Below are 13,540 nucleotides of genomic sequence, written 5' to 3'. Positions count from 1 at the left end.
AAATTATGAATAATGAAGCTCATGGAAATATTGAAATGGTGCGTGAACAAGAGTTCGGTGCTCCATATAGATGGCAACATTGGATAAGAGCTTTATCCATCGTTGTTTTAACGGTAACAGGATTTTACATAGCTGATCCTTTTTTAGCACCAGCAGTAAATGCTGAACCAACAAATTTTATGCAGGCTCTTATGAGATCTTGGCATATTATTTTTGGATTTGCGCTAATATCGACAGTTATATTTAAAATATATATGTTCTTATTTACAAAAAAATGTAATATAGAAAGATCATCTATCATAGATGTTTTTAACCCAGTAGTCTGGGCAAAGCAAATAGGGTACTATTTACTAGTATCTAAGCATCCAAAACTAAACGGGGTATATAATCCTGTTCAGTTTATGGCATACCTTACTTTATATCTAATGGTGTTTGCTCTAATTATTACAGGTTTAATACTTTATGTTCATGTTTATCATGAAGGTCTTGGTGGAGCACTATACGGTACTATGAAAAGCATTGAAGTTATGATTGGTGGACTTGCAACAGTTCGTACAATTCACCATATCCTTACTTGGGGTATTATGCTGTTTGTTTTAGGTCATATTTATATGGCTGTTTTTAATGCTGTCTTTGGTAAAGATGGTGGTATGGACGCAATATTTAGTGGTTTGAAATGGCGTAAAAAAGATTAAATTAAAGGCAAGGTTTTCCTTGCTTTTTTTTCAAAAAAAAACATAAAGTTTCCAATCAATCATTTTTCGATAGAATTATTAATTGGAAACTTTTTTTTTAGTAATATTGGAGTAATGTGAAAATATTAATTTTAGGTATCGGTAATGTATTGTTTGGTGATGAAGGCATAGGTGTTCATTTAACAAATTTTTTGGATGAAAAGTATAATTTTAAGTCTGAAGAACATAGTGTAACTTTAGTAGATGGTGGTACTCTCGCTCAGATTTTAATACCAATTATTACAGATTACGACAGAGTTGTTCTTATTGACTGTGTTAGTGTAAAAGATGGGAGTATTGGAGATGTTTATAGTTTTGACTTTAGTGCAGTTCCAGATTATATTACTTGGCAGGGGAGTGCTCATGAAGTTGAGATGCTACAAACTTTGCAGATGATTGATATGCTAGGTGACCTTCCTCCTGTTAAAATTGTTGGAGTTATTCCCTATGTTATAGGAGAAGATACAACTTTTACAATCACAAAAGAAGTGTTAAATGCTTGTTTGACAATGGAAGACTCTATTATAAAATATATGAAAGAGTTAGGAATGGAAGTAAGTGTTAAAAACGAAAAAGTTAATCTTCAAGAAGTTGCAAAAACATCTTATTTGAGAGGTACAGAGTGTTATTAGAGTTTGTATTTGAGTATTCATCATCATCTTTAGTTTATGAAAAAGTGCTTTTAAGAGTTTTGAGTAATTCAAAACTTGAAGGTAAGTTAGTTAAAGTAGATAAAAAAGTAAAACTTTTCGTAGAGTCTGAAAATTCAACTGAATTAGAAGAATTTGCAAACAACCTTTCTTTAGAACTTCCACACTCAATATTTTTAGACAATACCCAAGTTAATGTTGTAGATGCTATGCCTGATGAAGAGTTCGTTTTACCTTCAGCAGATAAAGCTTTTTTATCATTTTGTCCAAGTTGCCTGAAAAAAGTTCTAGATGAGTCAAATGAAAACTTTTACAATCCTTTTTGCGAATGTGAAGTTTGTGGATATGACGCTAACATTAAACCTCAAAATCATCAAGCAGATTTTCAAAAAATTGCAAAGTCTATAGCTGATGGAAATAATGTAAAGGTTAATACTTTTTATGGCGAATACTATTTAGGTAAATTAAGCTCAAAATGTAATGATATTTCGTTTGATGTATTAAGTTATGATTTGGCATCAGTAGGCAAATATACGAGTGCAACAGAAAATGAAATCATTGCTTTAGGTGCAATTGAAAAGCCACTTATAAAGTTAAAAACAAACCTTAAATTTAAAGTTGATTTTGAGGGAGTTGATAATGAACTTTTAAGATTTAAATTAGCAGATGATTTAATCCTTCATTTTATTTCTTTAGAGTTACAAAAAAATGGAATTAATCTAGTATTTATAACTCAGCAAAAGATTGAATTTCAAGATGAACTGCTTCTTGTTGAGCCAAAAACAAACCTTGTTCCTATAGAATGTGTTGTTGGAGAAAAAAATATTATTATTCTAAGTGGAAACAAGGGACTTCCGAAATTTCCTTTATCATCAGAGAAAGTAGTTCCATTTTTGGGTGCTTTTAATTCTGTAATAAGAGAACATAAACTATTCGAGCAAACTGTTGTTGGGCTAAATCTAAGTAAAGATTATCATAACAATATTTTGGCATATTCTAAAAAATTTGGAATCATAGAGTACTTATCTTTCAAGTTTGAGTTTAGTTCAATTTCTCAAATATTTGAGGCTATAGATGCTAGTGATGAAAAAGCTTCAAAACTATTAAAATCATATAAAGCAAAATACCCAGAGCATTGTGAAAAAATATCTAAAATTACTTTTGATGGTAAAGATTTAAATGTTTATAAATTATGGGGAATTATAGCAATTATATTAGACCTAAGTGATAGCGAAGACCTATATACAAGCGGAAATATTTTAGAAAATAATGCAAAATTATATTTAGGCGAGAAGGGTCCTAGAATAGATTATAAATTACAAACAATAAAATCAAAAGTTTTTTTAGATCCACTTATGGTTATAAGAACAGCAATGACTTTTAGGTTAGCTGATATAGACCCATTAAGTCTTTGTTATGGAGTTATAGAGAGCTTTGTTGAATTTATAGCTACTCAATTAGATGAGATTAAACATAGTATGAATACTGATGTTGTTGTAGCAACAGGTTCACTACTAGGAAACAATCATCTTTTTAGCAAGTTGGACAAAGAAGTTTCTATAAATCATAAACTATATTTCAATAAACAATTGCCAGTAGATGGTGATAATATTTTATATGGTGGAAATGAACTAGTTGCTAATTAAGCTAGTAAACTTTAAAATCTCTGGGCAAGTCCAAGGTGTTGGATTTCGCCCCTTTGTGTATCAGCTAGTTACGCAACTCTCTCTTAATGGTTTTGTAAAAAATAATCAAAATGGTGTTGAGTTAGAAGTTGAAGGTTTAGATGCAAATATATCTGAGTTTGAAATACTTCTACACTCAAAACTTCCTCCATTAGCTAGAATAGATAAAATCAAAAAGATAGAAAAAGAACTTAAAAATTATAAAATTTTTGAAATTATTCAAAGTACAAATGATTTAAAAACTTCATCTAAAACGGCTTTAACTTCTCCAGATATCGCAATATGTTCAGAGTGTTTAAATGATATAAAAGATGAAAATAAGTATCTAGATTATTTTGCAACAAACTGCACAAATTGTGGACCTAGATATTCTATTATAAAAACTGTTCCTTACGATAGAGCCAATACTTCAATGCAAGATTTTACAATGTGTGATTCATGTGATGATGAGTATAAAAATCCACTAAATCGTAGATATCATGCACAACCTATTTCATGTAATAGTTGCGGACCAAGTTTAAATGAGAGTATAGAAAAAACGGCTGATTATATAAAAAATGGAAAAATTGTTGCCATAAAAGGAATAGGTGGTTTTCACATAGTTTGTGATGCTAGTAATGATGAAGTAGTAAAAAAGTTAAGAGAGTTTAAACATAGATCTTCTAAACCTTTTGCTATTATGTGTAAAGATGAAAACCAAGTTAAAGATATAGCATCTATAAGTGAAAAAGAAAAAGAACTCTTACATTCAAAAGAAGCACCAATAGTAATACTTAAAAAAGATATAAAAAGCAGTGACAAATATTCAAAATATGTCGCTCCAAATATAGATAGAATTGCTTGTTTTTTACCATATACATCACTTCATCACTTACTCTTTGAGCATCTAGATAACCCAATAGTTGCAACAAGTGCAAATTTAGCAAGTGAACCTATAATCATAGATGCTAAGATGATAAAAGAAAAATTACCCTTTGTTGAGTTTATACTAGATTTTAATAGAGAGATAATAAATGGAGTTGATGATTCTTTGCTTCAAGTCGTAGATGCTAAAGGGCAGATGCTAAGACTTTCTCGTGGTTTTGGACCTAAGGTTATCAAACTTCCATTTAAAAGTAAAAAGAAAATCTTAGCAGTTGGAGCAAATGCAAAAAATGCAATAGCTTTTGTAATAGATGATAATATTATACTTTCTCCTCATATTGGAGATTTGGGTTCTTTAAAAGCTTTTGAATTTTTCCAAGCGACAATAGAAACCTTTAAAAGATTTTATGATTTTGAGCCTGATATCATTGTTCATGATAAACATCCAAACTATGAAACCACAAAATGGGCTAAACTTCAAAACAAAGAACTAAAAGAAGTTCAACATCATTTAGCTCATATCTATGCAACTAAAGCTGAGTTTGCTTTAGATGGAGATTACTTAGGTTTTAGTTTTGATGGCACAGGTTATGGAGATGATGGTTTACTTTGGGGTGGAGAGATTTTTTTAGGTGATAAGAGAAAATACACTTTCAAATCTATCAAACTTCTTGGTGGAGAAAAAGCTATCAAAGAACCTCGTAGAGTAGCTCTGAGTATGCTTTTTGATAGATATACTTTAGATGAAGTGTTGAGTTTAAACTTAGAACTTATCCAGTCATTTAAAGAAAGTGAAATAAAAATTCTTCATCAAAGTTACACTAAAAATCTAAATGCTCCAAAAAGTAGCTCAGTTGGTAGAGTGTTTGATGCGATTGCCTCATTTTTAAATCTACTTCATTTTCAAACTTATGAAGGTGAAGCGGGACTAATATGTGAGCAAAACTATAAACCTGAGATAACAAAGGTATTTGAGTATAAAATAATAGATGGAGTTATAGATATAGAGTTTGATTTATTTGACAAAGACTTAGTGAGCATCTATATAAATACTCTTTGTAAAATAGTTATAGATATTTCAAAACTAGAGAAAAAAGAAGTCATCTTAAGCGGTGGTGTTTTTCAAAATAAAACACTTTTAGAACTTATAATAAAAGAGTTAAAAAAAGAAAATATAAAATATTACTTTCAACAAGAAACTTCTATAAATGATGGTGGAATTGCTTTAGGACAAGCTTATTATCAAGTTATGCATTAAAGAAGTGATATATACAGAATTATTAGTGTTAGAAGATTATACTACCCCAATATGTCAAGACAACTTTTTCAAAAATCTAATTCCCTAAATACCTGTTACCCTATGCTACATTTTCACTAGATTTAGTGTAATTCTCATCATTGATTTTTAAACTATCATAATAAACATTCATAGGTTTTTTATATTTCAATGTCTCATGAAATCTTCTGTGATTATAAAATTCTATATAATCCTTAACATCACTTTTGAGAACTGATACTCTCTCATATTCATTGAGGTATATTTTTTCAACTTTAGCACTTCTCCAGAACCTCTCAATACAAATATTATCTGTTGCTCTACCTTTGCCATCCATAGAGATAATTATGTCATTATCTTTTAATGTTTGAGTGTGGATACAGCTTGTATATTGTGACCCTTGATCAGTATTAAATATCTCAGGCTTACCATAGAGTGCGAGTGCTTCATCTAGTACACCCATGACTAAATCTGTATCCATTGTGTTGGATATTCGCCAAGATAATATTGCTTTAGAATACCAATCAATTATGGCAGCCATATAGACCATACCACCTTTAATTTTAATATAGGTTATATCTGTTGACCATACTTGGTTTGCTCTTACGATATCTAATCCTCTTATTTTGTAAGAGTATTTATGATGTTGCTTGTCCGCCCATGTATTTAGTGGTCTTACAGCTAAAACAGCCTGTAATCCTAACTCTCTACGGTATGCCAGCACTGTGTTGGGACTGACACGAAAACCATCCTCTAGTAGTTGATAATACACTTTCATATAGCCATAGCTTGGTATCTCTTCAAATACTTTTTCTATATGTTTTTTAATTACATTTTTAGCAAGATTTACCATTGGTGCATAGAACAAATTACTTCTGTTATAGTTAATAAGATTACATTGTTTTACAACTGATAATGCCTTATTTTCATCTCTATCAATCAACTCCTTTTTATAGCTAGAGTCCAAGCTGCTTAACTTTCCCACCGCCCAGTCCTTCTCTACTGTTAGTTGACCTACAACCTTTGCATATTCATCAAGTTTAGCTTGTAATCTTACATTCTCTTCTTTGTACTCTTTAATTACTTTTGCAGGTTCCATCGCAACTTCTGCATTTTCCAAAAATATCTTCTTCCAATTTTGTAAGTTTTTTGGTGTGATATTATTTACACTTGCTATTTCATTTAGTGTCTTATCTTCTTTTAAAACTTCTAAAACTAACTTTGTCTTGAATTCTGCTGTATATGTTGTTCTTTTTCGACTCATAAGATTACCTTCTATTTTTATTGTTTAATTTTACTCTTTTAAGAATTAAACTTTAGAAATAGTTGTTTGATTTTCTTGGGGTAGTATAGATGTATAAAAAATGAAGAGAAAAATTATTGAAAAAATAACAGCCAAAAGGTTTGATGAAAAATTTGACAACAATGAAAATATTGATGACTTTTTGGATTTTTCAACAGCTATAAGACTAAAAAGGTTAAAAACAGAAACTAAAAAAGTCAATGTTGATTTTCCTGAATGGATAATAAACTCACTAGATGAAGAGGCCAAAAAGATTGGCGTTGTCAACCTTTAGTGAAAATAGATAATAGTGACTGACGCCAAACAAATATTTTATTAATAAAGCTATTAGACCCGAATAATGCAACTAGTCCAATAAAAACAATCAACGATATAAATATAACTGCTTTTAGCTTTGGATTGAAATCAGAAGTAACAACACCGTTGACAGTAATTGTTGAGTTTGGGTCAAGCAATAATAAGCTAAAGTTAAATAGTAAGAATCCACCAACTAGCGTGAGCATCGCACCAATAAAGCGTAAGCCTTTACGAAAACGATTCATTTTCTTTAATTGTGAAGTATCCATACTCTTGTTCCTTTAATGTGCATAACGGCAAATGGTGGGTGGCTCATTTAGAGTTCCAAGGTTTTGTTATGATTTTAGTCTCAATTCATCTCTTATATCTTTTAGCAATGAACTCATAGTTTTTTGTTCTTCAAGCTGTTCTTTATTCATTTGTAAAGTTTCTTCAATATGTTGCATAATCTTTTTTTCTCTTTCATTTGCTTCGGCTTGAACATCAATAGCAGTTTGTTGTACTTTTAAGCCTTTTTTCTGCATTAGTGTTGTCCAAACAAGAAACCCTGAGGTTATAGAAATAATTCCTATAATAACTATTATTTTTTCCATTTAACTTCCTTTCTATTAGTATCATAACGCCTAAGGTGAAAAACGATGTGGGTATCACGGTTTAATAATTAGAACTTTAAATTATCTTTATGCAATACTAAAAGCTCTGTATTATCGGAAATTTTCACTCGTTTTCTCCTCCGATTTGTTATACATTTTTTATTCTTGTCATTTCTTCTATTACTTTATTTATAAACTCATTATCGATTTTCATATTATCTTCTAAATCTTGAATTAGAATTTGAAATTTTCTTTTTCCTAATTCAATTCTTAAAACTTCTAATGTAAATATATTTTGTTGAATATTATAATCTATTTCCGCTCGATACTCATTTTTATACCACCAAAGCTTTACGTCTTTTAGAATTTCTAAAATCAAATTTATCAAGTTCTGTGTTCTATAATTATTTATTTTTATTTTAGTAAATGTCTGCTTTTTAATTTGTTCATAAAACCTCAATTCACTTTTATGATTTGTTTTACTTTCCCAATTATCTTTACTTACAATATTTTCAAAAAGCCTATAAAAAATTAAACCTTTTATATCTGCTTGTAATTTAACTTCATTTGTAACTAATGGTGTTTTCTGTAATTGCCTATCGTGTTTTAGTGGTAATACAATTTCGCAAAGTTCTCGTTTGAAAATGTATTTATTGATAATTGACCAATTAAAATCACTCCTTCTATTGTATGCTTTTTCAGGCGTGTAGTTAGGTGTCTTTAATAATTCAGGATTAAATATTATTGTATTACCACCACGATAAATAGATGCCTTATTTGTGATATTACCAAGCATTTTAGGTTCAAATGTCATTTTTCTAAAAACATTTACTCCCTTTGATAATAAAGATGTTTCATTCAAGAAGTTTTTAAATGCTTCAAAATTTGTCAGTCCTTTTGAGTCTTGATAATAAGGATATTCAAGGTGTTGAAAATTACTATTTGATAGATCATAATAAAACTCTTTTCGTTCAATATTAACCTCTTGCAATTTATTAAGTTCAAACTGTTTAGAAGGATTACAATATGTAAAGTATGTCATATTGTAATAAAAATCAATGAGTTGAGTTCGTAAAGTACTTAAAAATGGTAAAGGTGGTGCGTCAGATATTTGTCCAAATATTGCATCAATTCCATTATTTGACTGTTCGGCAATAATTTGAAAATAATTTGGTATTACAGTCTCTTTTTGACTATCATATTTAAATAAATGGTCATCATCTATTACCCACGAAACACAATCCTTGTCAAAGATGCTTTTACCTTTTTCATAAATTTTTTGTTGTAAAAAAGTTCTATTTTCTGCAATAGAACGACCATTGGAAATATTGTTTATCAATTCTATTTTTAAATTTTTTTTTGAAATAAAATAATCTATAATTGGTCTTATTTCGTATTCATTATCTGTATTTTCTAAAATTAAAAACCTATAATCTTTTAAACACTTTCCGTATTTTTGATGTAGAACTAAAAATGATTTAAATAATTCCGTTAAATTATTTGCATTATCTGAAATTGCACCAATAATAAGATTAAACGATTTTAGAGTTTCCTTTATAGTATCTTGTTTGGTTAAGTTAATTTCAAGTTTCTCTTTTTTATCTGAAATAGTATAATCGAAAAGTTTTTTTGCTCTACTCAATGATTTATCTTGTAATTCTTTTGAAAATTGATGTAGATATTTACGATAAAACAAGTCTAATCCTTGTTTTTTATTATCAGGAATAGTTGTTACGCGAATATCAGAAGTAGTAAAATGATTAACTAAATATTCATCAATAAAAACTATTTTTTTTGATGTCCTAATTCGTTCATATTCAATTAGTCTTATTGCCAAATCTCTATCCGTTGCACTTTTTAAACTTTCGTCAAAACCGCCAATAGTCCAAAATGTTTTTAATTCAATAAAAAGGTTACTCCCTTGTAATCCTGGATTTCCAATAAAGAAATTATATTTTGTAAAAGTATCTCTATTAGCACTTATTTCTATTGTTTTTTCTTTTTCAATTCTTACAAAACCTGAGACAGAAGCTATGGTTTGAATATTTTTTAGTTTTCCTTTAATCAGTTTTTTCTCTGATTTATTTACACTTTTAAATAGTATTTCTAAATAATTTGTTTTCCATGAATCATCATCATCAAGAAAGGCGAGAAAAAAGTTTCTCTGTGAATAACGCAAAGCCTTGAATGCTCCTGAGTTCCATGCACCTGTGCCTGAAAATCCTTTTGTTCGTGTATTTTTAATTAAGTTTGTATGAAAGAAATTCTCAAATCTCATATTTTGACATTCTCTTAGATTTTTAAATTTAACAAATTTAGGTTTTAAAATATTTTCTCGCAAGGTCTGTATTATTTTATCAATTTTGACATATTCATCTGAACATTTTTCATTAACCTTTATTGGGTTATCATCAACGATATAAATCTGGTGTGGATTTATATTAGTTTGCTCATATACAGACTTTAAAGAACGTTCTAATAATAGGTTTGTTCTTGCAAAACTTGTAGCGATTATTACAATTACAGGGTCTGTATTTTGTTCTTTGTTCATTATGTCTTACTTTTTTCCAAAATAAAAATCATAAAATCAGAATTTTCAATACCATTTATTTGCTTTTCATCTTTTGTTTGAATAATTTCTTTTATATCAAGATTATAGTTTTCAAATAAGTTTTCATAAAATGACAAAGGTCTGTGAATATCAAAACGCTTTTTACCTGATGAATATATCTTTTTTGTAAATTTCATCTCGTTTTTATAATTAAAATTATCTGGCAAAATTCGTTTTTGTAATATAGAATAAGTTTGATAAGTATATAAAGGATTGCAAATAACCATAACAATATATTTATTTGAAAGTGATGTAATATTAGCCATTATTTCATTCACAATATTTAATCTATCTTGTTTACTTTCAGCCAAAGGATGGCATAAAACTAATGAGCATAAAACGCTATCAAATTGTATTTTTTTTATAATTAGTCTTTCAATTTCTGAATCATCTAAAATATCAATATTTTGATAATATTTTTTTATATATTTATCCACTACACTTTTATCAGGCTCATATGCTGTAACAAACAACCCTTCATCTTTTAAAAGCATTGACATATCGCCATGTCCTGAACCATAATCAAAAACACTCTTTACTTTTAAATGATTATGGAAAATATCTTTTATTATAGGGTTTAAAATATCTTTTTTATCAACTGTAATAATTTCATTATAGAAACTTTCAAATTCTTTTATTAATTCATTTTCAATAAAGCCAAATTTTATCAATAACGAAAAATCCAAAACTTGATTTACAGGCGATAAATATTTTTTAAAATCTTGAGGATTTGATAATTTACCTTGTAATTTATAACTTACAAAAGCTCTACGACACATACTTTTAAATAAATAATCAGATATAGGTAAAAAGCTTTTACCTATATCAATTACAAATAAATCACCTTTTTCAGTTAGTCTTAAATTTTGTGGTTTAAAGTCTGTTAAAGTCCATTTAATTCTACGAAACTGTTTAAGTAAATGAATGAATTTATTTATATGAATATTTGTGTTCTCAACAAATTCACCCGTTACTTCATATTTGTATTTTATAAAAACACCAATATCTTCATAAAATACTTCAAATTTTGGAAAAGAAATAATTTCAGTTTCCCATTGTAATGTTTCAGAAAGAGATAAAAGTGTCCAATATAACTCTAAAGGTTGTTGCGAATTATCTATTAATTTATAAATATTTTTCTTGTCAGTAAAAACAAATCCCTCGCTTCCTTTTCCCAAAAATTCAAGTTCATTTTTAATTGCAAAATGACTTTTGATTTCTTTTTCTGCTTTTTCTTTTTTAATTCTTGGTTTATTAATTCCAGTAAATTTTCGTATTTGATAGTATGAAATTTTACTATTTAAAAGCTCAATTGCTTCTTGTGCATCTTTTGCACAAAATATGATGTCGTTGCGTCTTTCATCGAGTGCTTGACCACAAAGTTTTTTACTCCAACCATTTACTTGTAAACCAATTATCAGTTTATTCATTTGCCAAGATGCAGATATTTCGTTCAAAGTTCCTGATCCACCACCAACTGCAATTACAGCATTTGACATACTTATAAGTATTAAATTTCTTGCCAATCCAAAGCCTGTTGGTATTGCTATGTCAATATATTTATTTGCATTATCAGAATTGTAATCAGGTAAAATACCAATTATTGAATTTTCGGTATATTTTTTTGATTTTCTTGCTCCTTTTGATGCGTATTCCATTACTCCATCAAATCCACCTGTTGCCAAAACAAAACCGTTGTCAATTATTAACTTACCTAAATCAAAAGATATTTTTTGCTTTTCCATATCATTTTCGATGTTTGCATTTCCTATTACAGCAATAATTTTTTTTCTCATTTACTCTTGTTTCCTTTAAGTTCTATTCTTTGGCGTGATGACCGAATTTAAAAATGTAATTTTCTAATTTGGATGTCCGCTCCTCCCGCTTGTTATCTGGTACTGTGCGACAGATGACCAGTGGGTGTTCAAACCCGAGCCATCATTATTTATTCTACGAACACTATAGCGAAAGTAGACTTAATATAGAAAAATAAAAGAACACATAAAATGTCCTATTTAAAAGATAATTTAGCTGATTCTATCGACAAATTGTCATATTTTTATGGTTTATAGATATTTTCTATTATTATCCTTAAAATATAAATGTTCTTTTTATATGGAATTATCAATTATTTGGACATAAGTGTTTAGTTATTTGTTAAATTATCTATTAAAAGGGCATTATGTCCCTTAAGAAAAAGGAGTTATTGTGAAAATAAAAAGGTCTTTCTCGTTCCATCTTTCCGAAGATTCCTACCTACAAAACTTGTATTGACAATGTCAGTACAAAACTGTTATAATTGAACATATCAATAAAAGGTTTAATGTGAAATTTGAATGGAGTAATGAAAAAAGCAATTTAAATATTGAGAAACATCAAGTTAGTTTTGATGAAGCTAAAGAAGTTTTTTTAGACCCTATGCATATTTCAAAATTAGACCATCGCTTTGAGTATTTTGAAGAAAGATGGATAACATTGGGAACAACCACTAAAGAAAAAATCTTAGTTGTAGCAAATATGTTTTTTGATGAAAATGGTGAAGAGATAATTAGAATAATAAGTGCAAGAAAAGCGAACCTAAAAGAAAGGATTTTTTATGAGCGACATTAAACAAAGAGAAAAGTTCGATGATTATGAGATGAAAGATGAATATGATTTTTCAGACAGTATTAGAGGTAGATTTTATGAACCAAAAAAAATACCTGTTTCACTAAGACTAGATAACGATATAGTCTTGTTTTTTAAAAAGTTAGCAAGTGAAAAAAAAGTACCTTACCAAACACTTATAAATGCTTTACTTAGAAAAGAACTACAATCAGTATAACAAAATACACACAAGGACAACATGAAAAATCCAAATAGAGAAACAGTTTCAAAACTAGAAGCTTTACCAAATCTTGGAAAAGCTATTAGTTCAGACTTAAGATTGATAGGTATATCTAAACCTCAAAATTTAATTGGAAAAAATCCTTTTGACTTGTATAATGAACTTTGTATAAAAAAAGGTGAACCCGTTGACCATTGTGTAATAGATGTATTTATGTCTGTAGTAGATTTTATGGAAGGTGGAAAACCACAACCATGGTGGAATTTTACACAAAAACGAAAACAAACTTTTAAAGAGGGAAAATAAAATGAATGTACATGAAAAAACAAACTATGTAGAATTACCTGCTAAAGACCTTCAAGCCACAAAAGATTTTTTCACTAAAGTCTTTGATTGGTCATTTGCAGATTATGGTTCTGAATATATAGCATTTTCAAAAGAGGGACTTGATGGAGGATTTTATAAATCTGATCTGTCTTCATCAACAACAAATGGAAGTGCTTTAATTGTTTTTTACAGTAATGATTTAAAAACTACTCAATCAAAAATTATAGATGCTGATGGCTCTATAATAAAACCAATATTTGAGTTCCCTGGTGGTCATAGGTTTCATTTTAGTGACCCTAATGGCAATGAATTTGCAGTTTGGTCAGATAAAGGTGTATAACAAGTTACGACTTCAAATATTTCTCAACTAAAC

Annotated in this window: 14 protein-coding genes; 9 read left to right on the top strand and 5 right to left on the bottom strand. The window is 28.7% G+C overall.

Translation table 11 applies throughout. From position 1 onward, the window contains the following. The first annotated feature begins 5 nt into the window (after positions 1 to 5). The 4 genes from cybH (at position 6) to hypF (ending at position 5,191) form a co-directional block, all read left to right on the top strand. Positions 6 to 695 carry a Ni/Fe-hydrogenase, b-type cytochrome subunit gene (gene cybH, locus MOV42_RS08995; RefSeq protein WP_324170860.1) on the top strand — a complete coding sequence of 230 codons (690 nt, stop codon included), beginning with the start codon at positions 6 to 8 and terminating at the stop codon, positions 693 to 695. Positions 696 to 811: 116 nt separating this feature from the next. Next, a complete protein-coding gene (locus tag MOV42_RS08990; protein ID WP_324170859.1) occupies positions 812 to 1,366 on the top strand; it encodes a HyaD/HybD family hydrogenase maturation endopeptidase in 555 nt (184 codons plus the stop codon). Then, entirely contained in the window at positions 1,357 to 3,030 is a 1,674-nt protein-coding gene (locus tag MOV42_RS08985) for a hydrogenase (RefSeq protein WP_324170858.1), read from the top strand. Before MOV42_RS08990 ends, MOV42_RS08985 begins: the two co-directional genes overlap by 10 nt. Continuing rightward, positions 3,026 to 5,191, top strand: coding sequence for a carbamoyltransferase HypF (gene hypF / locus MOV42_RS08980; protein WP_324173019.1), 2,166 nt, complete (start codon positions 3,026 to 3,028; stop codon positions 5,189 to 5,191). Before MOV42_RS08985 ends, hypF begins: the two co-directional genes overlap by 5 nt. A gap of 100 nt (positions 5,192 to 5,291) precedes the next feature. Here hypF and MOV42_RS08975 read toward each other — a convergent pair whose 3' ends face one another. After that, positions 5,292 to 6,473: an IS3 family transposase gene (locus tag MOV42_RS08975; protein WP_324170857.1), complete on the bottom strand. Its 1,182-nt coding sequence runs from the start codon at positions 6,471 to 6,473 to the stop codon at positions 5,292 to 5,294. 100 nt (positions 6,474 to 6,573) lie between these two features. On the opposite strand from MOV42_RS08975, the gene brnA reads away from it, so the two are divergent. Beyond that, positions 6,574 to 6,786, top strand: coding sequence for a type II toxin-antitoxin system BrnA family antitoxin (gene brnA / locus MOV42_RS08970; protein ID WP_324170856.1), 213 nt, complete (start codon positions 6,574 to 6,576; stop codon positions 6,784 to 6,786). On the opposite strand, the gene MOV42_RS08965 is transcribed toward brnA, so the two are convergent. The 4 genes from MOV42_RS08965 to MOV42_RS08950 all read right to left on the bottom strand — a co-directional run bounded on the left by MOV42_RS08965 (position 6,776) and on the right by MOV42_RS08950 (position 11,809). Beyond that, complete coding sequence (locus MOV42_RS08965; RefSeq protein ID WP_324170855.1) at positions 6,776 to 7,078, bottom strand: hypothetical protein; 303 nt, start codon at positions 7,076 to 7,078, stop codon at positions 6,776 to 6,778. The genes brnA and MOV42_RS08965 overlap by 11 nt on opposite strands. A gap of 66 nt (positions 7,079 to 7,144) precedes the next feature. Further along, entirely contained in the window at positions 7,145 to 7,402 is a 258-nt protein-coding gene (locus MOV42_RS08960; RefSeq protein ID WP_324170854.1) for a hypothetical protein, read from the bottom strand. Between the two features lie 148 nt (positions 7,403 to 7,550). Then, entirely contained in the window at positions 7,551 to 9,953 is a 2,403-nt protein-coding gene (locus tag MOV42_RS08955) for a hypothetical protein (RefSeq protein ID WP_324170853.1), read from the bottom strand. Continuing rightward, on the bottom strand, positions 9,953 to 11,809 hold the full coding sequence (locus MOV42_RS08950) for a TIGR00725 family protein (RefSeq protein ID WP_324170852.1): 1,857 nt from the start codon (positions 11,807 to 11,809) through the stop codon (positions 9,953 to 9,955). The genes MOV42_RS08955 and MOV42_RS08950 overlap by 1 nt, the downstream gene beginning before the upstream one ends. Before the next feature lie 529 nt (positions 11,810 to 12,338). On the opposite strand from MOV42_RS08950, the gene MOV42_RS08945 reads away from it, so the two are divergent. The 4 genes from MOV42_RS08945 to MOV42_RS08930 are packed head-to-tail and all read left to right on the top strand — an operon-like array spanning position 12,339 to position 13,507. Then, positions 12,339 to 12,623 (top strand): BrnT family toxin, encoded by a 285-nt coding sequence (locus MOV42_RS08945; RefSeq protein WP_324170851.1) that lies wholly within the window; start codon positions 12,339 to 12,341, stop codon positions 12,621 to 12,623. After that, positions 12,610 to 12,837 carry a BrnA antitoxin family protein gene (locus MOV42_RS08940; protein WP_324170850.1) on the top strand — a complete coding sequence of 76 codons (228 nt, stop codon included), beginning with the start codon at positions 12,610 to 12,612 and terminating at the stop codon, positions 12,835 to 12,837. Before MOV42_RS08945 ends, MOV42_RS08940 begins: the two co-directional genes overlap by 14 nt. 21 nt (positions 12,838 to 12,858) lie before the next feature. Next, the gene (locus tag MOV42_RS08935; protein ID WP_324170849.1) at positions 12,859 to 13,146 is read left to right on the top strand and encodes a helix-hairpin-helix domain-containing protein; all 288 of its coding nucleotides are present in this window, start codon (positions 12,859 to 12,861) and stop codon (positions 13,144 to 13,146) included. 1 nt (position 13,147) lies between these two features. After that, positions 13,148 to 13,507, top strand: a complete 360-nt coding sequence (locus MOV42_RS08930) for a VOC family protein (RefSeq protein WP_324170848.1) — start codon at positions 13,148 to 13,150, stop codon at positions 13,505 to 13,507. The last annotated feature ends 33 nt before the right edge of the window (positions 13,508 to 13,540 follow it).

The sequence above is a fragment of the Sulfurimonas sp. genome, assembly GCF_029027405.1.
In the GTDB taxonomy this organism is placed as follows: domain Bacteria; phylum Campylobacterota; class Campylobacteria; order Campylobacterales; family Sulfurimonadaceae; genus Sulfurimonas.
The sequence above is the reverse complement of the archived record's forward strand: the minus strand, read 5'-3'. Positions and strand labels throughout refer to the sequence as shown.

Bases quoted from the DNA above. Each gene is read 5' to 3' on its own strand.
- cybH (WP_324170860.1), top strand. From the start codon at position 6: ATGAATAATGAAGCTCATGGAAATATTGAAATGGTGCGTGAACAAGAG.
- MOV42_RS08975 (WP_324170857.1), bottom strand. From the start codon at position 6,473: ATGAGTCGAAAAAGAACAACATATACAGCAGAATTCAAGACAAAGTTA.
- MOV42_RS08935 (WP_324170849.1), top strand. From the start codon at position 12,859: ATGAAAAATCCAAATAGAGAAACAGTTTCAAAACTAGAAGCTTTACCA.
- MOV42_RS08940 (WP_324170850.1), top strand. From the start codon at position 12,610: ATGAGCGACATTAAACAAAGAGAAAAGTTCGATGATTATGAGATGAAA.
- MOV42_RS08960 (WP_324170854.1), bottom strand. From the start codon at position 7,402: ATGGAAAAAATAATAGTTATTATAGGAATTATTTCTATAACCTCAGGG.
- MOV42_RS08955 (WP_324170853.1), bottom strand. From the start codon at position 9,953: ATGAACAAAGAACAAAATACAGACCCTGTAATTGTAATAATCGCTACA.
- MOV42_RS08965 (WP_324170855.1), bottom strand. From the start codon at position 7,078: ATGGATACTTCACAATTAAAGAAAATGAATCGTTTTCGTAAAGGCTTA.
- MOV42_RS08930 (WP_324170848.1), top strand. From the start codon at position 13,148: ATGAATGTACATGAAAAAACAAACTATGTAGAATTACCTGCTAAAGAC.
- MOV42_RS08950 (WP_324170852.1), bottom strand. From the start codon at position 11,809: ATGAGAAAAAAAATTATTGCTGTAATAGGAAATGCAAACATCGAAAAT.
- brnA (WP_324170856.1), top strand. From the start codon at position 6,574: ATGAAGAGAAAAATTATTGAAAAAATAACAGCCAAAAGGTTTGATGAA.